The sequence below is a fragment of the Pigmentiphaga sp. MLSB6-MA01 genome (assembly GCF_058793475.1).
The window spans coordinates 70,039-95,642 of sequence record NZ_JBXAFV010000021.1 but is presented as its reverse complement, the minus strand read 5'-3'; the positions used below and the strand labels follow the sequence as shown (position 1 = coordinate 95,642).

The following is a 25,604-nucleotide window of genomic DNA, read 5'->3' as shown; positions in this document are numbered from 1 at the left end:
AGGAAACCGCGGATCCGGCTTTGCCGGTCCGCCGGTTTCGCCCCCTGGGGGGCGCGCGTCAGCGCGTAGGGGGGGGGAACCTCACTCTCGCGCGCAGGCCGCCCAGGGGGGAGTCGAGCAGCTCTATCGTGGCGTGGTGACGATCGGCGATGGCCTTGACGATGGCCAGGCCCAGGCCGCTGCCGGGGGTGTCGGCCGCCTGGGCGCGGTAGAAGCGGTCGAAGACGCGGCTGCGTTCGACCAGGGGAATGCCGGGGCCATCGTCGTCCACGTCCAGCGTGACGCCTTGCGCGTCGGACGATAGCCGGACGTCCACGCGCCCCGCTTCGGGGGCGTATTTGACGGCGTTTTCCAGCAGGTTGCGCACCAGCAGGACCAGGGCCTCGTCCTGGCCCGCCACACGTGCGCTGGCGGCGCCTTCCATGCCGATGTCCACGCCGCGCGCGTGGGCCTGGGGCAGGAGGTCGGCCAGCGCGGTGCGCACCACGTCGCCCAGGTCCAGCGGCGCGAGCGCCGGTCCCTGTGCTTCCTGGCGGGCCAGGGACAGCAGTTGCTCGACCAGCCGGGTGGCGCGGTCTATGCCTGCCGCCAGACGGGCCACCGCCACCTGGCGGGTGGCATCGTCCCCGGCGCGGCGCAGCGACTGCAATTGCAGCTTGAGCGCGGCCAGCGGCGAGCGCAATTCGTGCGCGGCGTCGCCCACGAATTGCTTCTGCGCGTCGAAGGCCTGGCGGACGCGGCCGAGCAGGAGATTGAGTTCATGGACCAGGGGCCGTACTTCGTCGGGCAGATCCGATTCGCTGACCGGAGACAAGTCGTCGGCCTGGCGCGACGCGACCTGGCGGCGAGTGCGGTCCACCGGCCCCAGGGACAGGCTGATCACCCACCAGACCACCAGCATCAGCAGCGGCGCCATGGCCGCGATGGGCCAGATCGTGCGCAGCGCGAGCGACCGCGCCGTGCCGGTGCGCACCCGTACGTCCTGGGCGACCTGGATGATCTGCCGCGGCGCCTCCAGCGAATACATGCGGTAGACGGCGCCGTCGGCCTCGACGGTGGAGAAGCCCAGGATGATGCGATCGGGCAGGACCAGCCTGGGCGTGGAGCGGAACAGGCGCACGCCGTCCGGCGTCCAGATCTGGATGATGAGGTCGCGCGCGGCCGGGTCGTCCAGCAGCCCGCCTTCCGGTCCGGTGCTGAACAGCGGACTGCCGCTGCTGAGCGATTCCGCGGTGCGCTGCAATAGATGGTCGAAGATTTCGTCGGTCTGGACCAGCGCGCCGCGATAGGCGATGGCGCCCTGTACCAGCGCGGCCAGGAAGATGGCGGCCAGCAGGAAGGCCAGCAGGCGGGCGCGCAGGGAATGGCCGGGCACGAGTTTCATGATTTGGGGATGACGTAGCCGACGCCGCGCACGGTCTGGATGAATTGCGCGCCCAGTTTCTTGCGCAGGCCATGGATGTAGACCTCGACCGCGTTGCTGCTGATTTCGTCCTTCCAGCTGTAGAGTTTTTCTTCCAGCTGGGCGCGCGAGAGGATGAGGCCGGGCCGCGCCAGCAGGGGTTCGAGCACGGCCCATTCCTTGGCGGTGAGCGTGACCGACTGGCCGTCGACGGTGGCGGTGTGGGTGGCGGGGTCGAGAACGACGCCGTCGTGCTCGTACAGCGGTTCGGCCCGCCCCGCGCTGCGGCGGATCAGCGCGCGGATGCGGGCCAGGATCTCATCCACGTCGTACGGCTTGACCACATAGTCGTCGGCGCCGGCGTCCAGGCCGGCGATGCGCTGGTCGATGGCGTCGCGCGCCGTGGCGATGATGACGGGAGTGCGCGCCTTGCGCGCGCGCAGCTCGCGCAGCACCGACAATCCGTCGCCGTCGGGCAGTCCCAGGTCGAGCAGCACCAGGTCGTAGGTCTCGGTGCGCAAGGCGGTGTCCGCGCTTCCGGCGTTCTTGACCCAGTCGACGGCATGGTGTTCGGCGCGCAGGACGTCCAGCACGCTCTCGCCTATCATCGGATCGTCTTCGACCAGCAGCAGTCGCATCGCATTTCCTCGTCCCGGGGCAGCTCCCGGCCATGGACGCGCACAGTGTATCGCCCATGCGCGCGCCGAAGCCCTCTACAATGGGCCGTTCCGCCATTTACGCGCCGCCAGACCGTGCCAGCCCGCTTCGAATCCAAGATATTCAGTCCCGCCGAGTGCGTGGCCGCCCGTGCGGGCTGGCCGCGCCCGCTGGTCTTCACCAACGGGGTGTTCGACATCCTGCACCGCGGTCATGTCACGTACCTGGACGCCGCCGCGCAACTGGGCGCGATGCTGATCGTGGCGATCAACACCGACGCCTCGGCGCGCCGGCTGGGCAAGGGGCCGGACCGGCCGCTGAACGGCCAGGACGACCGTGCCGCGCTGCTGGCGTCGCTGGCCTCGGTGGACGCGGTGACGTGGTTCGACCAGGACACCCCGCTGGAACTGATCGGCCAATTGCGGCCCGACCTGATCGTCAAGGGCGGCGACTACGACATGGAGACGTTGCCCGAGACCGCCCTGGTGCGCAGTTGGGGCGGTGACGCGGTGGCCATCGATTTCGAGCACGACCGCTCGACCACCAAGCTCGTGCAGCGCATCCGGACACGCTGAGCGCCGTCAGCGGCAGTCGCGCACCGTGGGGCGGTCGAACAGGCCGCGCGCGCCCTCCATGGCCCGGCGGTCGGCCGCGGCGACGCCGTCCAGGCGCAGCCAGCTCTTGCCGCCCTGGGTCGAGCGCGAGATGACCTTGGCGTTGCGTACGCCCTGGCCCAGCAGGACGGCGGCCTGTTTTTTCGCGGCGGCCTCGGTGCTGAATACGCCCAGTGAAATGGCATGCTGGAGCGGGCTGCCTTCCTGGATGACGAAGTAATCCCTGACGCCATTCTTGCCGAGCTGGGCGGCGGCGGCCTGTGCGGCCGATGCGCTGGGCAGCGGGGGAATGATGACCATCCAGCCCGGTTTGCCCGGTTCGCGCCGCGCGCCCTGCCTGGCGGCCGGCAGGTGTTCGTTCGCCCATTTCCTGGCGATGATGAGATCGGCTTCGCTGAAGGTGCCCCATTCCACGCAGGCCAGCGGAGCGGGGGCGCGTGGCGGGGACGGATCGGCCGCAGTGGCGGCGGGTGCAAGCGCCGGCGCGGCGTCGGGAACGTCCTGCTCCGGGAGGGCGTCGGCGGAGGCGGAGGTGGGAATGAGGGCGCCCGCCGGGAGCCCGGTGGCTTCCGGGGCGGCGTCCGGCGGGTCGGCCGCGGGCGCGGACGGCGTTTCGTCGGCGGCGTTGATGCCGGGCAGCCTGGGAACCTGGATCGTGTCGGCGCGCAGTTCCGAGCGCATCCGGGCGGGGTCGCGGCCGCGTTCCGACAAGGGTTGGCCGAACCAGCCGCGATCCAGGGCGAAAAGCGCCACGTTGGCCAGAAGCAAGACGACGAACAGGCTGCGCATGGAAAGCCGAGAAGTAGGGGTCAGGAAGAGGGGGCCGGCCCCGATTCGGCCAGGCAGGCCAGGCCGTCGAGGACGGGATTATCGACGACCAGCACCTGGCGCGTCGAGCCGGCGGCGCGCATCAGATGAGCGACTTCGCCGGCGATGGCGGACCAGGCGCCGCCGCTGGCCACCAGCAGCGGTTCCTGCCGGAAACGCTCGCGCGCGGCCAGCCACTGGCGCGCCACGGCGCCGGCCTGGGCCGCCGCCACGCCGGACATGATCGCATCGCCGGTGTTGTCGGGAAACGGCGCGACCTGGCCATTGGACCGCGGCAAGCCAGCCGTGCCGGCCGCCAGCGACTGGCGCATCAGGTCGCGTCCGGGCAGGATCAGTCCGCCGACGAAGCGGCCCGTGCCGTCCAGGGTGTCCACGGTCGTGGCGGTGCCGAAATGGGCCAGTACCTGCACCGGAGCGGGAGCGCCGGGAGGGGCCTGGCGGCGCCAGCGATTCCAGATTCCCACCAGGCTGAGCCAGCGGTCGGCGCCCAGGCGTTCGGGATGACGATAGCCGTTGGTCACACCCAGCAGCCGCCGGCCGGCGCGTATCCAGTCCACGGCGCAGCCGCCGCGCGCCAGCAGGAAAGCAATGGTGCGTTCGCTGTCGTCGCCGGCCACGTTGGAACCCATCGCGGCGCGGGGCCGCAGGCCCGCCTCTTCCAGCCAGGGCAGCAGGGTCTCGGGCACTTCCTCGTGGCGGAAAGCGACCTGCAAGGGCGTGCGCGGCACGGCCTGGCCTGGCGGGGCGCTGTCGTCCCGCCAGCCGAACTTCACGCGGGTGTTGCCCGCGTCGATCAGCAGCGTGCCCGCGCGTTCAGCACGCGGGGACGGGGATCCGGCCCCGCTCATGCCTCGGCCGTCCGCACGGAAATGTCGCCTACGGTAACGGCGTGCGGGCCGTCGGCGGCGTGGACCAGCAGCTTGCCGCTTTCGTCGACCCCCCGGGCCGTGCCTTCGAACAGGATGCGCCCGTTGTCCATGACCCGCACCGGCAGGCCGTACAGGGCGTCCCAGCGGGCGAACCGCGTCTGGAACGGGCCGAAGCCCTCGGCGGCGTAGTGCGCGATGGCGTCGTGCCAGGACCGCGCCACCGCGGCGGCCAGGCGCGCCGGGTCGTCGGCGCCGCCGGTCCGGGCCCAGTCGGCGACTTCGCGGCCCAACGCCCGCGACAACGCCGCCGCGCCATGAAGATTGATGCCGATGCCGAGGATCAGGCCCATGCGGCCTGAAGCCGGCACGGCCACGGTTTCGACCAGGATGCCCGCCAGCTTGCCAGTGTTCCATTGCACGTCGTTGGGCCACTTCAGGGCCAGCGCGCCGTCCGCGCCGCTGCCCAGCAGGCCGCTCAGGGCTTCGCACGCGGCCAGCCCGGCCACCAGCGACAGCGGCGGCAGGCGGGCGGGCGGGATGTCCGCCTGCCAGCCGCAGGAAAAAAGCAGGGCGTCGCCCGCGCGGGTGCGCCAGGGCCGTCCCGCCCGTCCCCGCCCCGCGGTCTGCTCGTGGCTGCCCAGCAGCGCCGGTCCGGCGCCGCCGCGGCGCAGGTATTGCTGCAGGTCGGCGTTGGTGGAGGCGGTGGCGTCCAGCCACGTCACGTGCCAGCCCGGCAGCAGGCGCCGTAGGCCGGCGGCGAGTTCCGCCGGCGGGGCAAGCGGGGCGTCGGAGAAGGCAGGGTGTGGTGCAACCATGGATATCGGGCGAGGGCCGCGCACGGAACGCGGAAACTCGGGATTGTAGGCAGAGCCGGCGGATTTCGCATGCCGGGGCCCGCAAAACGCATAAACTTAGGTCATGTCGTTTACGTTTTGCTCCCGCCGCCCATGAGCACGCCGTCAGAAAGACGTGCTCCCTCCCCCGGGGAGGACGTCGCGCAGCGACAGGAAGGCCCGCCGTCCACCGGCCCGGTGCCGCCGGGCCCGCATGGCGCGCCGCTGGCGCGGCTCGCGCTGTGCATCGTCGTCCTGCTGGTCGTCTATGCCAGCCTGTATCCGTTCTCGGGCTGGGCGAACGTCGGCGTGCCCGCGTTCGCCTACCTGCGCGCGCCGTGGCCGCAATACTGGGTCGGCTCCGAGATCATCGCCAACGTCGCCGCCTATCTGCCCGTGGGCGCGCTGTTCGTCTGGGCCGTGTATCCGGCTTGCCGCGGATTGCTGGCCGTGGCGCTGGCCGTGGCGTGCTGCGGGCTGTTGTCCGGCGCGCTGGAGGCGTTGCAGACCTATCTGCCCAATCGCATCGCCTCGAACGTGGATCTGGCGGCCAATGCCGCCGGCGCCCTGCTGGGCGCGCTGATCGGCACGGCCACGGCATTCTGGCTGATCGGCCACGGCGCGCTGGCGCGCTGGCGCCAGCGGTGGTTCCTGCCCCAGGCCGGTCCCGCGCTGATCCTGGCCATGCTCTGGGTGTTCATGCAGATCCCGCGCCAGCCCATGCTGTTCGGCACCGGCGAATTGTGGCTGCTGGGGGACTGGGCGGCGCTTCCTGCCGACGTGGTCGGTTTCCTGTGGTCGCCCGAGCCCGCGCAGCGCATCGTGGCCGAACAGATCTGCACCGCCGCCGCCGTGGTGGGGGCCGCCATGCTGCCGCTGCACATGGCGCGTCCGGTGCCGGCGCGCGGTATCCTTCCCGTCGTGCTGGTCGCCTGCGCCGTGCTGGCGAAGGCGGCTTTGCAGCCCCTGGCCATCCCGGGGCAGGCGACCGGCGCGTGGATCACCGCCGGATCCGCGGCGGGGATGGCGGCCGGGCTGCTGCTGGCGACCGGCATGGCCTACCTGGGGCCGGCGTGGCAGCGCGGCCTGGGCATCACGGCGCTGTGCGTGCAACTGGCCATCGTCAACCTGTTTCCGTCCGACCAGTATTTCGACATGACGACCGCGATGGCCCGTACGGGCTGGCTGCACCTGGAATCGCTCACGCTCGGCCTGTCCGTGATCTGGCCGCTGGCGGCCCTCTTTTTCCTGGCCCGGCGGCGTTCAGCCTGATCGCCCCGGCTGTCCATGTTTCCTTTGCGAGCGGGTATGGAGTCCTACTACAAACACCACGTATTTTTCTGCCTGAACGAGCGCGGCGCCGATGCTCCCCGGCCCAGTTGCGCGCGCCAGGGCGCGCAGGCCATGCAGGACTACGCCAAGAAGCGCATCAAGCAATTGGGGCTGGCCGGCAAGGGTGAGATCCGCATCAACAAGGCGGGCTGTCTGGACCGCTGCGAGGAAGGCCCCGTGCTGGTGGTCTATCCCGAGGGCGTCTGGTACACCTACGTGGACCAGAGCGATATCGACGAGATCATCGACTCGCACCTGGTGCGGGGCGAGCCGGTCGAACGCCTGAGGATCTGAGGTCCGCATGGCTATCACCACGGAATATCTGGTCCTGGCGGGCGGCGCGGGCGACGTCGATTGCGCGCTCGACATTCCCGACGGCGGCCTCGACGCCGCGCGCGGATGGGCCCTGGTGCTGCATCCGCATCCGCTGTTCGGCGGCACGCGCGACAACAAGGTGGTCACCACGATCGCGCGCGCCTGCGTCCAGCAGGGACTGGCGGCGCTGCGGCCCAATTTCCGGGGCGTGGGCGCGTCGGCCGGGGAGTTCGACAACGGCCAGGGCGAAGCCGCCGACATGCTGGGCGTGGTGGACCAGTTCCGCCACCGGTACCCGGCGCTGGCCGGCGGCCGCTTCGTCTTGGGCGGGTTCTCGTTCGGCAGCGCCGTGGCGAGCCAGGTCCACGCAGGCTGCGGACCGCAGAGCGAGCGCGGACTGGACATCGCGGGCCTGGTGCTGCTGGGGACCGCGGCCAGCCGTTTCTCCGTCGCCAGCGTGCCGGAAGACACCCTGGTCGTCCACGGCGAACAGGATGACACCGTGCCGCTGCAATCCGTCATGGACTGGGCGCGGCCGCAAAGCTTGCCCGTGACGGTCATTCCCGGTTCGGGCCACTTCTTCCATGGCAACCTCGTGGTCGTGAAGCGGCTGGTGCTGGCCTATCTGGCCCGGGTCCTGGCGTGACCGCCGCGGCTCGAGCCCGCGGTAGCATTCGGTTGCATCAGGCACCCGGCGCCGTGGCGCCGGGCCGGCGGCCCGGATGCCTATAATCATGTTTTCCACCCCGCATCGCGGGGCGCGCGCCTGGCGGTCCCGACCGGCCATGCCCGGCGGCACGCCTCTCTTGCACGACCATCCTCCCACATGAAACTGCGCTTTTTCTCGTTTGGTCCGGGACGTCGGTTCGCACTGGCCTCCGCGGCTTCCGCCTGCTTGCTCGCGTTCCCGGCGGCCATGCCTGCTTCCGCCCTGGCCGCCGCGGCTCCTCCCGCCACTTCTTCCGCCGCGGCGCCGGCCGCTCCCGCGGTGCAGACCGTCGGCATGCTGGCATCCGTGCCGGCGCCCGCGATCGCGGCGCGCGCGTGGGTGACCATCGACGTCACCAGTGACCAGATCCTGGCCGAGGAGCGCTCGGGCGAACGCATCGAGCCGGCCTCGCTCACCAAGGTCATGACGGCCTATCTGGTGTTCAATGCGCTCAAGGAAAAACGCCTGGCGCTGGCCCAGACGGTCAACGTGTCGCAGAAGGCGTGGCGCACGGGCGGCTCGCGCATGTTCATAGAGCCGCGCAAGCCCGTCACGGTCGAGGAACTGATACGCGGCATGATCACGCAGTCCGGCAACGACGCCACCGTGGCGTTGGCGGAAGCCGTGGCCGGCAGCGAGGATGCATTCGTCGCGCTGATGAACCAGGAGGCCGCGCGCCTGGGCCTGAAAGAAACGCACTTCACCAACTCCACGGGCCTGCCCGATCCGCAGCACGTGACCACCGTGCGCGACCTGGCCCTGCTGGCCAAGCGGTTGATCCAGGATCATCCCGACTATTACGGCTACTACAAGGAACGCCAGTTCACCTACAACAAGATCACCCAGCCCAACCGCAACCGGCTGTTGTGGGTCGATCCATCGGTGGACGGCATGAAGACCGGCCATACCGATGCGGCGGGTTATTGCCTGATCGCCTCGGCAATGCGCGGCGACCGCCGCATGCTGACGGTACTGGTGGGCGCGGCGAGTGAGAACGCCCGTGCGCAGGAAAGCCTGAAGCTGCTGAACTGGGGCTACCAGAACTTCGATACCGTCAAGGTCTACGACGCCAGGCAGGCGGTGGTGGAACCCAAGGTCTGGAAGGGCAGCGTGGGCAAGGCCAAGCTCGGTTCGCCGTCGGCGATCTGGGTGACCGTGCCGCGCGGCCAGGCCGGCAACGTCAAGTCCACCATCGAGCGCACCGACCCGCTGGTCGCGCCGCTGCAGGCTGGCCAGCAGGTGGGGACGGTCAAGCTCACCCTGAACGACAAGCCCGTGCGCGAAGTGCCGCTGACCGTGCTCGAACCCGTGGACGTGGCCGGTATCTTCGGCCGGGCGTTCGACGCCGTCCGCCTTTGGTTCAATTGAAGCTTCCCCCTATGCGCTGACGCGCGCCCCCCAGGGGGCGAAACCGGCGGACAGGAAGGGAAGTCCACCCCACGCCCTTCGGGCGCCCCCTCAAGGGGGCGATGCGAGTGGACCGGCAAAGCCGGATCCACCGCATCCTGGGTAACACCGGGGTGAGGGCGGGTGTAGGATTGTCATCGTGCGGTATGTTTGTCCGGGCTCTCTTCGTGGAGATGGCATGATTCCTGGTGTCGAGGGTGATCCTCGGGTTTATCTGAACGGCGAGTTCACGCCGTTGTCGCAGGCCAAGATATCCGTGCTGGACCGCGGGTTCATCTTCGGCGACGGGATCTACGAGGTCGTGCCGGTGTACGGGCGCAAGCCGTTCCGGATGGCGCAGCACCTGGCCAGGCTGGAGCGCAGCCTGGCCGCGATCCGGATTCCGAATCCGCATACGGTCCAGCAGTGGCAGGACCTGGTGGGCAAGCTGATCGAGACCTTGGATGCGCAGGACCAGATCGTCTACCTGCAACTGACCCGGGGCGTGGCCAGGCGCGACCATGCCTTCCCGGCGCAGGTCGTGCCCACCGTGTTCGGCATGAGCAGTCCTTTTACGCGGCCTTCGGCCGACGCGCGCGAGAACGGCGTGAAGACGGTCGGCATGCCGGACGAGCGCTGGCTGCATTGCGAGATCAAGTCCACCTCGCTGCTGGGCAACGTGCTGGCGCGGCAGTTCGCGGCCGACCGCGATGTGCCCGAGGTGGTGATGTTCCGCGACGGCTATCTTTCCGAAGGCTCGTCCAGCAATGTCTGGGTCGTCAAGCAGGGCCGGCTGCTGGCTCCCCTGAAGAACAACCTCATCCTGGAAGGCATCCGCTACGGCTTCATCGAGCGCATGGCCGCGGACAGCGGCATCGAGTTCGAGATGCGGCCGATTTCCCGGGCCGAGGTCGAATCGGCCGACGAACTGATGTTGTCGTCGGCCACCAAGGAAATCCTGCCCATCGTGTCCCTGGATGGCAAGCCCGTCGGCAATGGCCGGCCCGGGCCGGTCTACGCGCGGCTGCGCGAGGGATACGACGAGGCAATCGCAAGGCTTTGATCATCATGGCAGACTTACCTGACAACCCCGATTCGCTGATCGAATACCCGTCGGACTTCCCGATCAAGGTCATGGGGGCCCACCATCCCGATTTCATCGCGGTGCTGACCGAAGTCGTCATGCGCCACGATCCCGGGTTCGACCCCGAGTCCGTCGAACGGCGGCCCAGCTCCGGCGGCAATTACCTCGGCCTGACCTTCGTGGTGCGTGCCACCTCGCGCGAGCAGCTCGATGCCCTGTACCGCGAGCTGACGTCGCATCCCATGGTCAAGTACGTGCTGTAGCGGCGCGTTCCGTCCGTTTTCCGAAGACGCCGCATGTTGATCCGCTGGCTGCCGACTCCCGCCGATTACCACCAGACCTGGGAAGCCATGAAGGCCTTCACGGCCGCGCGCGGTCCCGAGACGCCGGACGAGCTCTGGCTGGTGGAGCATCCGCCGGTCTTCACGCTGGGGCTGGCCGGCAAGCCCGAGCACGTGCTGGCGCCGCGCGACGTGCCCGTGGTCAAGAGCGACCGGGGCGGGCAGGTGACCTATCACGGCCCGGGGCAGGTGGTGGCCTACGTGCTGCTGGACCTGAAGCGGGCGGGGTACTTCGTGAAGGAATACGTGGCGCGCGTGGAGCAGGCGGTGATCGACCTGCTGGCCGAACTGGGCCTGCCCGATGCACGCCGCAAGCCGGATGCGCCCGGCGTCTACGTCGACTGGCCACGGCCGCCGGAAGCCATGCAGGAACTGGCCAAGATTTCCGCGCTGGGCATCAAGGTCCATCGCGGCTGCACCTACCACGGCGTGGCGTTGAACGTGGCGATGGACCTGTCGCCGTTTACCTGGATAAACCCTTGCGGCTACGCGGGATTGCGGACGGTGGACCTGGCTTCCTGTGGCAGCGATATCGGCCTGGAAGAGGCCGGCAACCGGCTGGCGCGCCATTTGGAGCGGTCCCTGACGGCCCGGGCGCCGGCAGGGGCTTTGGCCGTCCCGTCGCCGGCGGCGGTAGAATAAGGGTCTTTACCAATCCCGGCCCCCGGTTCTACCCCGGCTACGCCGAACAGGAATCAGTCGATGAGCTCTGTGCCCGAAACTTCCGCCCTGGGCGGCAATGCCGACGCGCCCGTGGCGGCACCGGCCTACGATCCGCTGCGCAAGCAGAAGTCCGAATCCAAGGTCTCGCGCATTCCCGTCAAGGTCGTGCAGGTGGAACGGCTCAAGAAGCCGGAGTGGATCCGCGTGAAGGCGGCGTCCCCGGGTTCGCGTTTCTACGACATCAAGCGCATCTTGCGCGAGCACAACCTGCATACCGTGTGCGAGGAAGCCTCGTGTCCGAACATCGGCGAGTGCTTCGGCAAGGGCACGGCCACGTTCATGATCATGGGCGACAAGTGCACCCGCCGCTGCCCGTTCTGTGACGTGGGCCACGGCCGTCCCGATCCGCTGGACACCGACGAGCCCCTGAACCTGGCCCGCACCATCGCCGCCCTGAAGCTCAACTACGTCGTGATCACCTCGGTGGACCGCGACGACCTGCGCGACGGCGGCGCCGCCCACTTCGTCGAATGCATCGCCAAGACGCGGGAGCTGTCGCCCTCGACCCGCATCGAGATCCTGGTGCCCGATTTCCGCGGCCGCCTGGATCGCGCGCTGGCCATCCTGAACGCCGGACCGCCGGACGTGATGAACCACAACCTGGAAACCGTGCCCCGCCTGTACAAGCAGGCGCGCCCGGGCTCCAACTACGAACATTCGCTCAAGCTGCTGGCCGAGTTCAAGGCGCTGCATCCGGACGTGCCCACCAAGTCCGGCCTGATGCTGGGCCTGGGCGAGACCGACGAGGAGATCCTGCAGGTGATGCGCGACATGCGCGCGCACAACGTCGACATGATCACCATCGGCCAGTACCTGCAACCTTCCGAGCATCACCTGCCGGTGCTGCGCTACGTGCATCCCGACACCTTCGCGATGTTCGAGCGCGAGGCCTACGCCATGGGTTTCACCCATGCCGCCGTGGGGGCGATGGTGCGTTCGTCCTACCACGCCGACCAGCAGGCGCATGCGGCGGGCGTTGCCTGACGCGTCCCGGTTCCGCTGCCGAGAACGAGGCCTTCGGGCCTCGTTTTTTTTTCGCCCATCGCCCGCGCGGGCGCTTGACACCCCTGGTCCGGCTCTTTACCATGTTTCTTACAAAGAAATTGTTTTCTTTTTAAAAGAACAAATGAGAGGCGAGAGCGGGTCCTGGATCCGCCATCTCTCCGCCTTTCCCTCGTTCCCGGAATCTCGCGCCCATGCCGTGCAGGCAGGGGGGCGCTCAAGCTCGAACAAGGAGACGCATCATGTCATTCCCGCGGCTTTTTCCCGCTCCCGCCTGGCGCGGCGGCGCCATCTTCCTGGCCTGCATGGCCGCCTGTGGCGTGTCGGTGGCCGAAACCTATCCCAGCAAGCCTATCCGGCTGATCGTGCCGTTCGCGCCGGGCGGCGCGGTCGATATCGTCGGCCGCCTGATGGCGCAATCGCTGAACGAAAGCCTGGGTCAGCCCGTGATCGTGGAAAACCGCCCCGGCGCGGGCGGCCTGCTGGCCATGGAAGAAGTGGCGAAAGCCGCGCCCGACGGCTATACGCTCGCGGTCGGCGCCGCCGGGCCGCTGACGGTCAGCCCGGCCTTGTTCAAGGAACGCAAGTTCGATCCGCTGGAGCGGCTGGATCCGGTGATCTGGTACGCCAGTACGCCGGGCATCCTGGTGGTCAATCCCGCGCTCAAGGCCAACAACGTGGCCGAGCTGATCGCCTTGTCCAAGTCCAGCGCGCGTCCCCTGGCCATGGGGTCGGCCGGCAGCGGCAGCATCAATCACCTGATGGGGGAGTACTTCCAGCAGGTGGCCGGCGTCAGCTGGATGCACGTGCCCTACAAGGGCAGCTCGCCCGCGCTGACCGACCTGGTCGGCGGCAACGTGCAGGTGATGATGGATATCGTGCCGACCGCCACGCCGCTGGTGAAGGCGGGCAAGCTGCGCGCCCTGGCGGTGACCACGCCCAAGCGCTCCAACATGCTGCCGTCGGTGCCCACCGTGGCCGAGCTGGGCTATCCCGGTTTCGACGCCAGTTCCTGGCTGTCATTGAACGCGCCGCACGGCACGCCGGCCGCCATCATCCAGAAGCTGAATCGCGCCCTGAACGAGGGGCTGGCCAAGGAGGACGTCCGCCGCCGCATCACCGACATCGGCGCCGAGCCGGAGGGGGGCACGCCGGAGCGCGTCACGGCGCGCCTGAAGCTGGACATCCCGCGCTGGAGCAAGCTGCTGGAAACCGCGGGCGTCACGGTGCAATGACCCGGCGCGCGCGGCCGGGCATGTCTTTCACGGGTTGGAATCGTTTTTCTGTTCAAGCGAGCACAAGGGGGCGGTATGGCATTGGCGAATCTGCATAACTGGAACGACCTGTCCAGGGAGACCGTTCGCAAGGGCGTGGAGCGAGTCGGCTTTCGCGGCGACGACGTGATGTGCGTCATGAACTGGCTCACGCCGGGCATGGACACCAACCCGCACAGCCACACCTTCGAACAACTGGTGATCATCGTGCAGGGCCGGGTGCGCTTCCATCTGGGCGACGAAGTGGTCGAGGGTGGTCCGGGCAGCATGATCCGCATCCCGCCACACGTCGTGCACTACGCCGAGCCCGTGGGCGACGAGGTGGTCCTGAACCTGGACGTGTTCGCGCCCCTGCGGGAAGACTACAAGCATCTGGTCGAGTACCAGCGCGCCGAGTTCGAGTGACCATGGCCGCCACGAACCAGGCGTTCCGCGCCCGCCTGCGCGAGCGCGCGCCGCTCGGCGGGACGTTCATCAAGACGCCCGCGTACCAGCATGTCGAGATCGCCGGCGGCGCCGGCCTGGACTTCGTCGTGCTCGATGCCGAGCATGCCGTGTTCGATCCGGCCCAGCTGGACCAGTGCGTGCTGGCCGCCCGCGCCGCCGGCACCGCGGCGGTCGTGCGCCTGCCCGATCCCGGCGCCTCCAGCGTGCTGCGTGTACTGGACATGGGGGCCGCGGGCGTGCTGGTGCCGCACGTGGTCGACGCCGAGTGCGCCCGCGAGGTCGTCGCGCGGACGCGTTACGCCGATGGCGTCCGCGGCTACAGCAATTCGCCGCGCTCGGGTGGATATGGCGCGCTGCCCATGGCCCGCCACATGCGGGAGGCCGATGCCGGCGCCAGCGTGCTGTGCCAGATCGAGGACCGGGCGGGCGTGGACAACATCGCCGCGATCGCCGCCGTGCCCGGCGTCGATTGCCTGTTCATCGGGCGGGCGGACCTGGCGGTTTCCTATGGCGTGACGGAACTCGATCACCCGCTGGTCGCGCAGGCGGTCGACAAGGTGATCCAGGCCGGTGTGGCCGCCGGGGTCGCCGTGGGCATTTTCCTGCCCGATGCCGGCGCGCTGGCCGCCTACGCCGCCCGCGGCGTCAGCCTGTTCGTGATCGGTTCCGACCAGAGCTGGCTGCGCGCCGCCGCGCTGGGCCTGAACGAACGCCTGGCCACGGCCGCGCAACGCCGCTGAGGCCGCGGCCTTTCTTCAAACATCGGAGTGCAAACCATGAATACTTCCACCGTCGCAACACCGGCCACCGGGCTGGACCCCCGCGTCGAAAACCTCGTGCGGGGCGCCATCGACCTGCATTGCCACAGCGGCCCGTCGGTGATGGCCCGCTACCTGGACCACCTGGAGGCCATGCGGGAAGCTTCCGAGGCCGGCCTGAAGGCCGTGCTGCTGAAGGACCACTACTATTCGGCCACCCCGGTCACCTATCTGCTGAACAAGCACTTCAGCAACCTGGGCGTGCTCATGCTGTCGGGCGTGCCGCTGAACAACGCGGTGGGCGGCCTCAACGTGCACGCGGTCGAGCATGGCATCAAGCTGGGCGCGCGCCTGGTGTGGATGCCGACGTTCTCGTCGGCCAACCACATCGACCATCACAAGCAGGATCACAAGTTCACCGAGAAATTCCCGCAGACCAAGAAGAAGATGATCGATCCGGTGCCGCTCACGGTGCTGGATGCCAACGGCAAGCTCAAGGAAGAGGTCAAGGACATCCTCGACCTGATCGCCGAGGCCGACGTGGTACTGTCGGCGGGCCACCTGCACATCTCGGAGATCTGGCCGCTGTTCGACGAGGCCCGCAAGCGGGGCGTCAAGCGCCTGCTGGTCAACCATCCCACCTACGTGGTGGATGCCACGCTCGATGACATGAAGGTGCTGGCGCGCGATGGCGTCTACATGGAGCATTCGATGTGCATGTGGGTGCCCGGCTCCAAGTTCAAGTTCTACGAGCCGGAGTTCCTGCGCCAGATCATCGAGGCCGGCACGGTGGACCGGACCATACTGGGGTCGGATCTGGGCCAGCAGGGCAATCCGCGGATCGTGGACGGTTTCCGCCACGTGATCCGCACCTGCCTGGACCTGGGCTACGGCGAGGCGGAAGTTCGTAAAATGACTTCCACGAATGCATCCGCCCTGATGGGTATCTGAGGAGAGGTATGAGGACCAGCGCCGCAAAGAAGACGGAACCGGAAGCACCCGCGCCCTCGGCCAAGGGGGCGGGGCCCGCGCTGCTGGAGTCGGTGGCCATCGTCTTCACGATACTCGATCAACTGGCCGCGGCACGACGCCCGCTGGGCGTGACCGAGCTGGCGCTGGCCATCGACGAACCCAAGCCGCGCGTCTATCGGCACCTGGCTTCCCTGCGGCAGCTCGGCGTCGTCGAACAGGACCTGGTCAGCGAGAAATACCGGCTGGGCGCCAAGCTGGTGTCCTACGGAACGGCCGCGGGCGAGCAGTTCGACCTGCGGCTGATCGCCGATCCCTACCTGACGCAGTTGCGCGACCAGACCAGCCAGACCGCGTTGCTGTCCGCGGTCACCGAGGACTCGGCGCTGGTCATCTCGTCGGTGGAGTCGACCAACCAGGTCTGCATCACCGTCAAGCCCGGCAACCGCGTGCCGCATCACTGCTCGGCCCAGGGCAGGATCGTGCTGGCCTACTGCGATCCCGCCACGCAGCGCAAGATCCTCCGGCGCGAGCTGCAGGCCTATACCGACCGTTCCATGGTCGAGCCGGCGCGCATCCTGGAACGGCTGGCGCTGATACGCGAGCGGCTGTTTGAAGAAGCCAATGGCGAGGTGCTCGAAGGCATCAACGTGCTGGCCGCGCCCATCTTCCGCGGCGCCGAGAAGGGCGACGAACTGATGGGCATCATAGGCGTGATCGGCGCGAGCAAGGACGTACCCTCGCCACCGCCGCCCGGCATGGTGAAGCTGGTCCAGCAGGCGGCGGCGGCACTGACCGAACGCCTGAACGGGGTTTCCTACAAGCACCTGGGGCTGGCCGGCGCCGGTAAGAATTGAAGCGGCCGGGGCGTGCCCCGCCGCAATCCTGAGAGAATTCCATGTCCAGACTCGACGTGGCGGTGGGAGCGCTGCCCTTGAAGAATCCCGTGATCTGCGGATCGGGGGAACACACCATGACGGCCGACGGCATTCGCGCCGCCCTGAGGGCGGGCGTGGGGGCCGTGGTCGCCAAGTCCGTCAATGAGTCGGCCGCGGCCAGGCAGCAGTTGGACCGCACCGACTATGCGCTGCTGGGCAGCGACTGGCGGCGGCTGCCGTGGGATTTCGCGCCACCGGCCGATGCGCAGCTGCTGTGCCGCTCGGGCCTGATCCAGTTGGAGTTCGAGCCCTGGATGGAGCAGTTGGTCGCGCTGGATCGCGAAGCCGCGGCACAGGGCGCCTACGTGATCCCCAGCCTGATCCTGAGCGATCTCGAACAGTGCGCGCGCTACGCGCGTGCGGTCGAGCAGATGGGACTGCGGGTGCTGGAAGTGAACATCGGCGCGCCCCACGGCGAGGAAGCCGCGCGCGGCGCCATCGTGCTCGAACGCAGCAGCGAACGCATCACCACCATCGTCCGCACGCTGCGCGCCGCGACGCGGCTGCCGCTGTGGATCAAGCTGACCGGCCAGAGCGAGGACGTCGCGGCCCTGGCCGACGCGGCCAGGCAGGCGGGCGCGGACGCGGTCGTGATGATGGGGCGCTTCATGGGCTTCCTGCCCGATCTGGACACCGAAGCGCCCGTGCTGGGCACTTCCGCCGCGCTGGGCGGCGGCTGGGCGCTGCCGCTGACGGCGCGCTGGCTGGCGCTGAGCCGCAAGCGGCTCGGGCCGGATTACCCCCTGCTGGCCACCAACGGCGCGCGCAACGGCCATGACGTGGCCCGGTTCCTGCTGGCGGGCGCCTGCGCCACCGAGATGACCTCGGCCGTGTTCACCGGCGGCTACGAGGTGCTGGCGCGCAGCGTGCGCGAACTGGACGAGTACGTGCAGAGCCGGGGCAAGCGCGCCGCCGACCTGCTGGGCGTGGCGGCCGACCGGCTGGCGTCGTACGCCGACCAGGACTCGCGCCCCGGGTACTGGCAGACCTTCGTGCCGCCCGCGGCGGCCTGAGCCGTTGTCGGGAACCGCTGGTGCTCAGTCTTCTTCGAGCACCAGCAGGCCGTAGCCCGTGAGCATGGGCGCGGCATAGTATCTGCGTACCACGCGTACCTCGTTCGCGAGCGTGCCGCGCATGGCCAGCCACATCATGACCTCGACGCTTTCCACGCCGCCGTTGATCATCATGTCCTCGTGCGAGATGTGGCTCAGGGCTTCGGCGTCGGACGCCAGGCGTTCCATGAAGACCTGGTCCCAATCGGGATTGACGAAGCCGAAGCGCCGGCCGCTGAGCTGATGCGACAGTCCGCCCGTCCCCATCACGGCCACGCGAAGATCCTGGTCGAACGAGGCGACCGCCTCGCGGATCGCCCGGCCCAGCAGGTAGCAGCGCCGGGCCGTGGGCAGCGGATGCTGGATGACGTTGATCTGTACCGGAATCACAGGCACGGTCCAGCGGTCGTCCGTCAGGAAAGGCAGCGGAGACAGGATGCCGTGGTCGATCTGGCTTTCCTGGCAGATGGTCATGTCGAAACCATTGCCCACCAGCGAGCGGGCCACGTGCATGGCCAGGGCGGGATGGCCGGGCAGATCGGGAAAGTCGCGCTTGCCCCAGCCCTCGTCGGCGATGGGATGGGGATCGCCCACGCCGATGGCGAAGGTGGGATAGGCGTCGAAGAAGAACTGGTTCAGGTGGTCGTTGTAGAACACGACGATGACGTCGGGCCGAGCCTGTTTGAGCCACTGCTTGGCCGCGTCGAACTGCGTGAACAAGTCTTTCCATTCCGGTTCGTCACGCTTGTCCGTGTCGAAGGCGCGCGCGAGTGAAGGGGCGTGGGAGGCGCCGATGCCGCCGATGATTCGTGCCATGTCCGAGTCTTTGTCAGGAGCCGTTCGAGCCGTCCGCCGTGGCGGCGGTCAGCCTTGTTGTTGATGGAGGAGCCGGGTCTGCATGAATTGCTCGAAGCTTTCCCCGCGGATTTTCGCGCCTTCCTGAAGCAGGCTGACGCCCAGCGTGCCGGCCAGCTTGACCAGGGCGTACTGATTGGCGCCGGCGGCCTGCAGGCCGAACCAGTCCTGGTCGAGGACCAGCCTGATGTGCGCGTCGTCCAGTCCGAGCCGGCGCATGTAGCCCTCCTGGTCCGCCAGGAAGGCCTGTCGGTTGGCGGCCTGTGTCATCGACCGCGCGAGCTGGTTCAACCGGTAGCCCGCCCGCGACTGTTCCAGGCCGAAGGGCAGGGAATTGGGGGGCGACAAGGCTTCCGTCCGCTGTCTCCCTGCGATGGCTTTATCATTCATTTTGTTTCTTTCAGGAATACATTGTTCTTTTCAGTGACAAATAATACACTGGGTGAAAGGGGGGAGCAATCCGCTTGTGGCGAGCGGAATCCCGGAATTCCTCGGTGGCGACATTCATCTACAAGAAAGGAACGGCAATCATGTCAGCGCAAAAATTCTTCCTGCACGCCATGGCGGCGGCCATGGCCCTGGGAAGCGGCCAGCTCGCCCTGGCTCAATCCTACCCGGCTGCTCCGGTGAAGATCATCGTGCCTTTCGCCGCCGGAGGCGGCGTGGACCAGGTCGCCCGCATGCTGGCCTCGCACTGGCAGACCGCGTTCAAGGGCAATTTCATCGTCGAGAACCGGCCGGGCGCCAGCACCTTCATCGCCGCCGAGGCCGTGGCGCGCGCGGTGCCCGACGGCACGACCCTGCTGCTGACCACGCAGAGCACGTTCGTCATCAATCCCCTTTTGTTCAAGGAAATGCCCTACAAGGCATCGGACTTCGTTCCCGTCGGGCGCATCTCGGTCGTGCCGTCTTTCTTCACGGTGGCGGCGGGCAGCCCGTACAAGTCGCTGGCCGAGCTGGTGGCCGGCGCCAAGGAACATCCTGGATCGTTGTCCTATGCGTCGGCCGGTGCCGGAACGGCGGGCCACCTGGGCTTCGAGCTGCTCAACCACCGCGTGGGCACGAAAATGATCCACGCGCCCTACAAGTCGTACGCGGCGTCGATGCCGGATGTGGTCTCCGGCCGGGTGACTTCCATCATGGCGGACCTGCCCGTCATCAATAACCTGTTGCAGGCTGGCAAGGTCCGGCTGCTGGCGGCGTCCACGGCCCAGCGTTCGGAGTTCATGCCCGACGTGCCGTCCGTCAACGAGGCCCTGGGCATCAAGGACTTCAGCGTTGCCAACTGGTTCGCGGTGTACGCGCCCAAAGGCACGCCCGCCGACGTGGCCGACCGGTTGAGCAAGGAGATCGAACAGTTCACGCGTTCGCCGGAAGGGGCGGCCAAGCTCAAGGCCATCGGCCATACCCCGGCGGCGTCCTCGCCCCAGGGGCTGGCCGAATTGGAGCGGGCCGAGTCCGCGAACTGGGCGCCGTTGATCAAGAGCCTGAATCTCAAAATGGATTGAGGCGGGCCGGGACGCCGGGCGGGAAGGCAGCCTGGCTGCCTTCCCGTCTGGTCAGGCCGCGGCCAGCGCCTGCTCCAGGTCGGCGATCAGGTCGTCCAGGTGCTCGATGCCGATCGACAGCCGCAGCATGTCCTCGCTGACGCCGGCCTTCTTCAACTCGTCGGCGTCCAGCTGGCGGTGGGTGGTGGAGGCAGGGTGCGTGGCCAGCGAGCGCGCGTCGCCGATGTTGACCAGCCGCGTGAAGAGCTTGAGCGCGTCCAGCACCCGGGCGCCGGCTTCGCGGCCGCCGGTCTTCAATCCGAACGACAGGATGCCCGAGGCGCGTCCCCCCATGTAGCGTTGGGCCAGATGATGGTCGGGGTGGCCTGACAGTCCCGCGTAGTTGACCCAGCCCACCTTGGGATGGTCCTGCAGGTATTGGGCGATGGCCTGGCTGTTGTCGCAGATGCGGTCCATGCGCAGAGGCAGGGTCTCGATGCCTTGCAGCACCAGGAAGGCGTTGAAGGGCGACAGCGCCGCGCCGGTGTTGCGCAGCGGCACGACGCGCGCGCGGCCGATGAAGGCCGCTTCGCCCAGGGCTTCGGTGTAGACCACGCCGTGGTACGAGACGTCGGGCTCGTTCAGCCGGCGGAAGCGGTCCTTGTGCTTCGCCCAGGGGAATTTCCCGCTGTCCACGATGGCGCCGGCCATGCTGTTGCCGTGGCCGCCCATGTACTTGGTCAGCGCGTGCACCACGATGTCGGCGCCGTGCTCGAACGGACGGCACAGATAGGGGCTGGGCACGGTGTTGTCCACGATCAGCGGGATGCCGTGGGCGTGCGCGATGTCCGCCAGGGCGGCGATGTCGGTGACGTTGCCCAGGGGGTTGCCCACCGATTCGCAGAAGATGGCTTTGGTCCGCGCGTCGATCAGCGGGGCGAACGACGCGGGGTCGGACGGGTCGGCGAAACGGGTTTCCAGTCCCTGCTGGGGGAACGTATGGGCGAACAGGTTGTAGGTGCCGCCGTACAAGGTGCTGGCCGCGACGATGTTGTCGCCGGCTTCGGCGATGGTTTGTATCGCGTACGAGATCGCCGCCATGCCCGAGGCCAGGGCCAGGGCGCCCACGCCGCCTTCCAGCGCGGCCACGCGCTTCTCCAGCACGTCGTTGGTGGGGTTCATGATGCGGGTGTAGATGTTGCCCGGCACCTTCAGGTCGAACAGGTCGGCGCCGTGCTGGGCGCTGTCGAAGGAATACGCCACCGTCTGGTAGATGGGCACGGCCACCGCGTGGGTCGTGGGGTCCGGGCTGTAGCCGGCGTGTACCGCCAGGGTCTCGATTTTCATGGGGCTGTCTCCGCAGGTTCCGCTTCGATAAACGGCGCATTATGCGCGAGGATGCGCATCGGAAACAGCCCCCCGGGAGGAGACGGCCTGCGCCTTATTCCATCTTGATTCCGCGCGATTCGATCAGCTCGCGTCCGCTCTTGATTTCCGAGGCGAGATAGTCGCGCAGTTCGGCGGGCGATCCGCCTATGGGCTCGGCGCCGATCGAGGCCAGGGTGTTCCGCACCTTGGGCGTCTTGAGTGCATCGCGCATGGCTTGGTTCAGTTTGTCGACGACGGCGGGCGGCGTGCCGGCCGGCGCGAAGGCGGCGAACCACGGCGTCAGTTCGTAGCCGGGCAGGCCGGCTTCGGCCACCGTCGGCACGTTGGGCAACGCGGCCGAGCGCTTCCCGGTGGTGACCGCGATGGCGACGAGCTTGCCGGCATCGATGTGCGGCTTGGACGAGGTAATGCTGTCGAACATGTAGTCGACCTGCCCGCCGAGCATGTCGGCGATCGCCGGGCCGCTGCCCTTGTAGGGCACGTGCAGCATCTGCACGCCGGCCATCTTGGCGAAGAGCTCGCCAGCCAGGTGGATGGAGGTGCCCACGCCGGCCGAGGCATAGGTGTACTTGCCGGGGTGCGCCTTGGCGAGCGCGATGACTTCCGGCACGGTCTTGGCCTGGATGCGCTGCGGATTGACCACCAGTACATTGGGCACGACGGCCAGCAGCGAGATGGGGGTGAAGTCCTTGACCGGATCGTAGGCCATGTCCGGATAAAGCGCGGGGTTCACCGCCATGCCGTTGGCGACGATCATGATGGTGTAGCCGTCCGGTTTCGCGCGCGCCACCGCGGTGGCGCCGATGTTGCCGCCGGCGCCCGCGCGGTTCTCGATCACGAAGGACTGGCCCAGGCTCTTGCCCATGGCTTCGCCCAGCGTGCGGGCGATGTTGTCCATGGCCCCGCCCGGCGGGAACGGAACGATCCAGCGGACGGGGCGGTCCGGGTAGCCGTCGCCCGCGGCCGCGGCGAACGGCAGGGCGAGCAGGGCGGCGAAGGCCAGGGCGGTTGTCTTGTGCAGGGGTTTCATCGTTGTCTCCGATGGGAATAGTAGATATGGATGGGCCGCGGGGGGCGTTCAGTGGATGGATGAAGGATGGCGGGCCAGCGGCGTGACGTGGATTTCCATGTAGGGAAACAGCGGCAGCGACGACAGCAGCGTGTGCAGCTCGTCGTTGTCCGCCACGTCGAAGATGCTGTAGTTGGCGTACTCGCCGACCACGCGGTAGAGGTGCGGCCACTTGCCCTGCCGTTGCAGGCCCTGGGAATAGGCCTTCTCGGTGGCCTTCAGCGCGTCGGCTTCTTCCTTGGGCATGGACGGCGGCATGCGGACGTCCATGCGGACGAGGAACAACATGGGAATCTCCTGGTGATGGGGGCGCTTCAGCGGTCCCGGCGATAGCGCCTCAGTTTTTCTTCGTCGAGCGCCAATCCCAACCCCGGACCGGCAGGCAGCGTCATCGAGAATTCCTGGTAGGCGGGGCGTTGCTGGACGATGTCGTCCACCAGCAGCAAGGGGCCGAACAACTCGGTGCCCCATTCCAGCCGGGGCAGCGTGGCGAAAGCGTGCGCGGCCGCCACCGTGCCTATGCTGCCTTCCAGCATGGTGCCGCCGTACAGTGCCATGCCCGCCGCGTCGCCCACCGCGGCGGTGCGCAAGACTTCATAGAGGCCGCCCGATTTGGAAATCTTCAGGGCCAGCACGTCGGCCGCGCCCTGGCGGGCGAGATCCATGGCGTCTTCAGGGCTGTGCACGGCTTCGTCGGCCATGATGGGTATGACGAAACGCGCCGCCAGCCTTGCCATCCCGGCCCGATGGGCGCGCGGCAGCGGTTGTTCGACCAGGTCCACGCCGGCCGCTTCCAGCCGGGCGATGCCGGTGGCCGCCTGCGATTCGCTCCAGGCCTGGTTCACGTCCACGGTCACGCGCGCCCGCGCGCCCAGCGCTTCCTTGATGGCGCATACGTGGGCCACGTCCTCGGCCACGGAGCGGCGGCCGATCTTCAGTTTGAAGGTATCGTGCCGCCGCGCGGCCAGCAGGGATTCGGCTTCCTCGATATCGCGCCGGGTATCGCCGCTGGCCAGTGTCCAGAGGACGGGCACCGCTTCGCGCACCGCGCCGCCCAGCAGGGTCGAGACCGATACGCCCAGCCGCTTGCCTTGCGCGTCGAGCAGCGCCGTTTCGAGCGCCGATTTGGCGAAGGTATTGCCGCGCGCCACCCGATTCATGCGCTGGACCGCGGCCAGCACGTTGGAGGCGTCCTGCCCCAGCAGCGCCGGCGCCAGGTAGGTGTCGATGGCGAGCTTGATGCCCTCGGGGCTTTCTTCGCCATAGCTCAGCCCGCCTATGGTGGTGGCTTCTCCCAGCCCCTCCGCCCCGTCGGAACACCGCAGTCGCACGATGACGAGCGTTTGCACGTTCATGACCGTCATCGCCAGTTGATGGGCGCGGATGGTCGGCAGGTCGACCAGAACGGCTTCGATCGACTCGATGCAAGGGAAAGCCATACTTTTCCGGTTCCTTGAGGTTCGAGAAGCCAGTATGGAATTCGATTTTTCTTGCGTCCAAGACTATATTTGTCCCTTTCAATACCCTAAGGGTATCGATGGACATCAGACAGCTACGCTACTTCCAGGCCGTGGCGCAGGAAATGAACGTCACGCGCGCCGCCGAGAAACTGCACATGGCGCAACCGCCGCTCAGCCGGCAGATCCGTGCGCTGGAGGATGAACTGGGCGTACTCCTGTTCGAGCGAACCGGGCGATCGCTGCGCTTGACGGAGGCTGGCCGTTTCCTGCTCGAACATTCGCTGCAATTGACCGCGCGGCTCCAGGAAATCGGCGATGCCACCCGCCGGATCGGACAGCAGGGGCGGCGCTGGTTCGGCGTGGGCTTCGTGCCGTCCACGTTGTACGGATTCGTGCCCGAACTGATACGCCGCCTGCGGAGCGCCGACCGGCACGTGGAGGTGGGGTTGTCGGAACTGACGACCCTGCAGCAGATGGAAGCGCTCAAGGCCGGACGCATCGACATCGGGTTCGGGCGGATCCTTTTCGACGATCCCGATATCGAACGCAAAGTGCTGATGGCCGAGCCGCTGGTTGCCGTGGTCGCGCGCGCCCACCCGCTGGCCGGAGACGCGCGGCAGGGGGTGCGGGCGGCCGACCTGGCCGCCCAGCCTTTCATCCTGTATCCGGCCCGTCCCCGGCCGAGCTATGCCGACCACGTGCTGGGCCTGTTCCGGGCGGCGGGCCATGGCCTGGACGTGGTCCAGGAAGCCAACGAACTGCAGACTGCCGTCGGGCTGGTCGCGGCCGGCCTGGGCGTGACCGTGGTGCCCGCCTCGGTGCAGCGCCTGCAGCGCGAGGATGTCGCCTACCTGCCGCTGGACAACCCGGGTTTCACCTCGCCGGTGATCGTGAGTCGCCGCCGGGACGACCGCTCACCGTTCCTGCTGCAAGCCAGCGCGCTGGCCGACGAACTGGCGGCCGAGGAACTGCGCGCGCATGCGCGCCAGGCCCCGGATTAGGTTCAGGCTCAGGCGCCTTCCAGGCTGATGCTGCCTTTGGCGGCGGAGCGGGTGCCGGGCAGGGGGCGGTTGCTGGCGGCGTGATAGGTGAACACCACCGAGAACTTCACCTCGTCCGTCGCGTTCCGGTCGGCCGCGTGCAGGGTATTGCAGTGGAAGAACATCACATCGCCGGCGCGCAGCTCCGGCACGATGGCGTGCTCGATGACCGCGCGATTGGCGGGCAGGTCGTCGCGGAAGAACTTGCGTTCGTCGAAACGCGAGGCGTCGAAGCTGTCCCGGTGCGACCCCGGCACCAGGTGCAGCGCGCCGTTGCGGTGCTCCTCGTCGCCCAGCGCCAGCCAGATCGAGACCATGTCATCGCGCTGGAACGACCAATAGCGGAAGTCGCGGTGCCAGCCCGTGAGCGTGCCGTAGCGCGGGTGCTTGGTCATGACGCAGTTGTGATGGGCCAGCGACAGCCTGGCCGGTTCGCCGAAATACGCCGCCATCCACTCGCGGATGGGCGCGCAGGTCGCGTACTGCCGATAGGCCTCGTCGCGCGACCACGCATCCAGCAGCCGCCGCACCGTTCGTCCGCCCTCCGCCTCGCGGGAAGTCGGGGCGCCGGGATAACCCAGGTCCGCTTCGTACTCGACGGGGTCGATATGGGCATTGAGCTGCGCGCGCGCAATCTGCAGCAGCGCTGCGCAGGCATCGTCATCCAGGAAATTGCGCACCACCACCAGGCCATCCCGGCGTAGCGCCGCGATCTGTTCATCGCGTGACAGGCTAGCCATGCTGCTCTAAATACAAGAGAAGAAAAAACAG

The 25,604-nt window shown here is 68.1% G+C and carries 29 protein-coding genes; 17 read left to right on the top strand and 12 right to left on the bottom strand.

The genetic code is table 11. The features are described 5' to 3' along the window. Positions 1–58: 58 nt before the first annotated feature. Together AC1Q6E_RS26775 and AC1Q6E_RS26770 are read right to left on the bottom strand one after the other, a co-directional pair. Positions 59–1,384 (bottom strand): ATP-binding protein, encoded by a 1,326-nt coding sequence (locus AC1Q6E_RS26775; protein ID WP_492573864.1) that lies wholly within the window; start codon positions 1,382–1,384, stop codon positions 59–61. After that, a complete protein-coding gene (locus tag AC1Q6E_RS26770; protein WP_492573863.1) occupies positions 1,381–2,040 on the bottom strand; it encodes a response regulator in 660 nt (219 codons plus the stop codon). Before AC1Q6E_RS26770 ends, AC1Q6E_RS26775 begins: the two co-directional genes overlap by 4 nt. A 114-nt stretch (positions 2,041–2,154) precedes the next feature. Here AC1Q6E_RS26770 and rfaE2 point away from each other — a divergent pair, with 114 nt between their 5' ends. Next, entirely contained in the window at positions 2,155–2,634 is a 480-nt protein-coding gene (rfaE2, locus tag AC1Q6E_RS26765; protein WP_492573862.1) for a D-glycero-beta-D-manno-heptose 1-phosphate adenylyltransferase, read from the top strand. Between the two features lie 6 nt (positions 2,635–2,640). Here the strand turns inward: rfaE2 and AC1Q6E_RS26760 are convergent, their stop codons facing one another. Genes AC1Q6E_RS26760 through AC1Q6E_RS26750 form a run of 3 tightly spaced genes read right to left on the bottom strand, consistent with a single transcriptional unit; the run spans position 2,641 to position 5,185 of the window. Then, on the bottom strand, positions 2,641–3,462 hold the full coding sequence (locus tag AC1Q6E_RS26760) for a hypothetical protein (protein ID WP_152793762.1): 822 nt from the start codon (positions 3,460–3,462) through the stop codon (positions 2,641–2,643). A gap of 20 nt (positions 3,463–3,482) precedes the next feature. Further along, entirely contained in the window at positions 3,483–4,349 is an 867-nt protein-coding gene (locus tag AC1Q6E_RS26755; protein WP_492573861.1) for a type III pantothenate kinase, read from the bottom strand. Beyond that, positions 4,346–5,185 (bottom strand): biotin--[acetyl-CoA-carboxylase] ligase, encoded by an 840-nt coding sequence (locus tag AC1Q6E_RS26750; RefSeq protein WP_152793760.1) that lies wholly within the window; start codon positions 5,183–5,185, stop codon positions 4,346–4,348. The genes AC1Q6E_RS26755 and AC1Q6E_RS26750 overlap by 4 nt, the downstream gene beginning before the upstream one ends. 132 nt (positions 5,186–5,317) lie before the next feature. Between AC1Q6E_RS26750 and AC1Q6E_RS26745 the strand changes: the two genes are divergently transcribed. From AC1Q6E_RS26745 to AC1Q6E_RS26680, 14 genes are all read left to right on the top strand, one after another. Beyond that, the gene (locus AC1Q6E_RS26745; RefSeq protein WP_296558539.1) at positions 5,318–6,475 is read left to right on the top strand and encodes a VanZ family protein; all 1,158 of its coding nucleotides are present in this window, start codon (positions 5,318–5,320) and stop codon (positions 6,473–6,475) included. A gap of 36 nt (positions 6,476–6,511) precedes the next feature. Next, positions 6,512–6,829, top strand: coding sequence for a (2Fe-2S) ferredoxin domain-containing protein (locus AC1Q6E_RS26740; protein WP_087836781.1), 318 nt, complete (start codon positions 6,512–6,514; stop codon positions 6,827–6,829). 7 nt (positions 6,830–6,836) lie between these two features. Further along, positions 6,837–7,496, top strand: a complete 660-nt coding sequence (locus AC1Q6E_RS26735) for an alpha/beta hydrolase family protein (protein ID WP_152793758.1) — start codon at positions 6,837–6,839, stop codon at positions 7,494–7,496. Positions 7,497–7,766: 270 nt separating this feature from the next. Next, positions 7,767–8,927, top strand: coding sequence for a D-alanyl-D-alanine carboxypeptidase family protein (locus AC1Q6E_RS26730; RefSeq protein ID WP_492573860.1), 1,161 nt, complete (start codon positions 7,767–7,769; stop codon positions 8,925–8,927). A 217-nt stretch (positions 8,928–9,144) separates the two neighbouring features. Beyond that, on the top strand, positions 9,145–10,008 hold the full coding sequence (locus AC1Q6E_RS26725) for a D-amino acid aminotransferase (RefSeq protein WP_152793756.1): 864 nt from the start codon (positions 9,145–9,147) through the stop codon (positions 10,006–10,008). 5 nt (positions 10,009–10,013) lie between these two features. Beyond that, positions 10,014–10,292 (top strand): YbeD family protein, encoded by a 279-nt coding sequence (locus AC1Q6E_RS26720; RefSeq protein ID WP_152793755.1) that lies wholly within the window; start codon positions 10,014–10,016, stop codon positions 10,290–10,292. 36 nt (positions 10,293–10,328) lie between these two features. Further along, complete coding sequence (lipB, locus tag AC1Q6E_RS26715) at positions 10,329–11,012, top strand: lipoyl(octanoyl) transferase LipB (RefSeq protein ID WP_296558572.1); 684 nt, start codon at positions 10,329–10,331, stop codon at positions 11,010–11,012. Between the two features lie 60 nt (positions 11,013–11,072). Beyond that, positions 11,073–12,077: a lipoyl synthase gene (lipA, locus tag AC1Q6E_RS26710; RefSeq protein WP_152793754.1), complete on the top strand. Its 1,005-nt coding sequence runs from the start codon at positions 11,073–11,075 to the stop codon at positions 12,075–12,077. A gap of 260 nt (positions 12,078–12,337) precedes the next feature. Next, complete coding sequence (locus AC1Q6E_RS26705) at positions 12,338–13,330, top strand: Bug family tripartite tricarboxylate transporter substrate binding protein (RefSeq protein ID WP_296558528.1); 993 nt, start codon at positions 12,338–12,340, stop codon at positions 13,328–13,330. Between the two features lie 75 nt (positions 13,331–13,405). Beyond that, on the top strand, positions 13,406–13,774 hold the full coding sequence (locus AC1Q6E_RS26700; RefSeq protein WP_130356915.1) for a cupin domain-containing protein: 369 nt from the start codon (positions 13,406–13,408) through the stop codon (positions 13,772–13,774). A gap of 2 nt (positions 13,775–13,776) precedes the next feature. Then, complete coding sequence (locus AC1Q6E_RS26695) at positions 13,777–14,556, top strand: HpcH/HpaI aldolase family protein (protein ID WP_296558524.1); 780 nt, start codon at positions 13,777–13,779, stop codon at positions 14,554–14,556. 36 nt (positions 14,557–14,592) lie between these two features. Then, entirely contained in the window at positions 14,593–15,525 is a 933-nt protein-coding gene (locus AC1Q6E_RS26690; protein ID WP_152793751.1) for a DUF6282 family protein, read from the top strand. An 8-nt stretch (positions 15,526–15,533) separates the two neighbouring features. Then, complete coding sequence (locus AC1Q6E_RS26685; protein WP_152793750.1) at positions 15,534–16,400, top strand: IclR family transcriptional regulator; 867 nt, start codon at positions 15,534–15,536, stop codon at positions 16,398–16,400. Between the two features lie 41 nt (positions 16,401–16,441). Then, positions 16,442–17,494, top strand: coding sequence for a tRNA-dihydrouridine synthase (locus AC1Q6E_RS26680; protein ID WP_492573859.1), 1,053 nt, complete (start codon positions 16,442–16,444; stop codon positions 17,492–17,494). A gap of 24 nt (positions 17,495–17,518) precedes the next feature. On the opposite strand, the gene AC1Q6E_RS26675 is transcribed toward AC1Q6E_RS26680, so the two are convergent. Continuing rightward, positions 17,519–18,349: a class III extradiol dioxygenase family protein gene (locus tag AC1Q6E_RS26675; protein ID WP_152793748.1), complete on the bottom strand. Its 831-nt coding sequence runs from the start codon at positions 18,347–18,349 to the stop codon at positions 17,519–17,521. Between the two features lie 48 nt (positions 18,350–18,397). Then, positions 18,398–18,778, bottom strand: a complete 381-nt coding sequence (locus tag AC1Q6E_RS26670; protein WP_152793747.1) for a protocatechuate 3,4-dioxygenase — start codon at positions 18,776–18,778, stop codon at positions 18,398–18,400. A gap of 140 nt (positions 18,779–18,918) precedes the next feature. Here AC1Q6E_RS26670 and AC1Q6E_RS26665 point away from each other — a divergent pair, with 140 nt between their 5' ends. Further along, the gene (locus AC1Q6E_RS26665) at positions 18,919–19,896 is read left to right on the top strand and encodes a Bug family tripartite tricarboxylate transporter substrate binding protein (RefSeq protein WP_492573858.1); all 978 of its coding nucleotides are present in this window, start codon (positions 18,919–18,921) and stop codon (positions 19,894–19,896) included. Positions 19,897–19,947: 51 nt separating this feature from the next. Here the strand turns inward: AC1Q6E_RS26665 and AC1Q6E_RS26660 are convergent, their stop codons facing one another. From AC1Q6E_RS26660 to AC1Q6E_RS26645, 4 genes are all read right to left on the bottom strand, one after another. Beyond that, positions 19,948–21,222 (bottom strand): O-acetylhomoserine aminocarboxypropyltransferase/cysteine synthase family protein, encoded by a 1,275-nt coding sequence (locus AC1Q6E_RS26660; RefSeq protein ID WP_152793745.1) that lies wholly within the window; start codon positions 21,220–21,222, stop codon positions 19,948–19,950. A 94-nt stretch (positions 21,223–21,316) separates the two neighbouring features. Beyond that, entirely contained in the window at positions 21,317–22,294 is a 978-nt protein-coding gene (locus AC1Q6E_RS26655; protein WP_492573857.1) for a tripartite tricarboxylate transporter substrate binding protein, read from the bottom strand. Between the two features lie 48 nt (positions 22,295–22,342). Beyond that, positions 22,343–22,621: a muconolactone Delta-isomerase gene (gene catC, locus AC1Q6E_RS26650; RefSeq protein WP_152793743.1), complete on the bottom strand. Its 279-nt coding sequence runs from the start codon at positions 22,619–22,621 to the stop codon at positions 22,343–22,345. Positions 22,622–22,647: 26 nt separating this feature from the next. Further along, entirely contained in the window at positions 22,648–23,772 is a 1,125-nt protein-coding gene (locus tag AC1Q6E_RS26645; protein ID WP_296558515.1) for a muconate/chloromuconate family cycloisomerase, read from the bottom strand. A 98-nt stretch (positions 23,773–23,870) separates the two neighbouring features. On the opposite strand from AC1Q6E_RS26645, the gene AC1Q6E_RS26640 reads away from it, so the two are divergent. Then, complete coding sequence (locus tag AC1Q6E_RS26640) at positions 23,871–24,794, top strand: LysR family transcriptional regulator (protein WP_492573856.1); 924 nt, start codon at positions 23,871–23,873, stop codon at positions 24,792–24,794. Positions 24,795–24,802: 8 nt separating this feature from the next. On the opposite strand, the gene AC1Q6E_RS26635 is transcribed toward AC1Q6E_RS26640, so the two are convergent. Continuing rightward, a complete protein-coding gene (locus tag AC1Q6E_RS26635) occupies positions 24,803–25,573 on the bottom strand; it encodes a phytanoyl-CoA dioxygenase family protein (protein ID WP_152793740.1) in 771 nt (256 codons plus the stop codon). Positions 25,574–25,604: the final 31 nt, after the last annotated feature.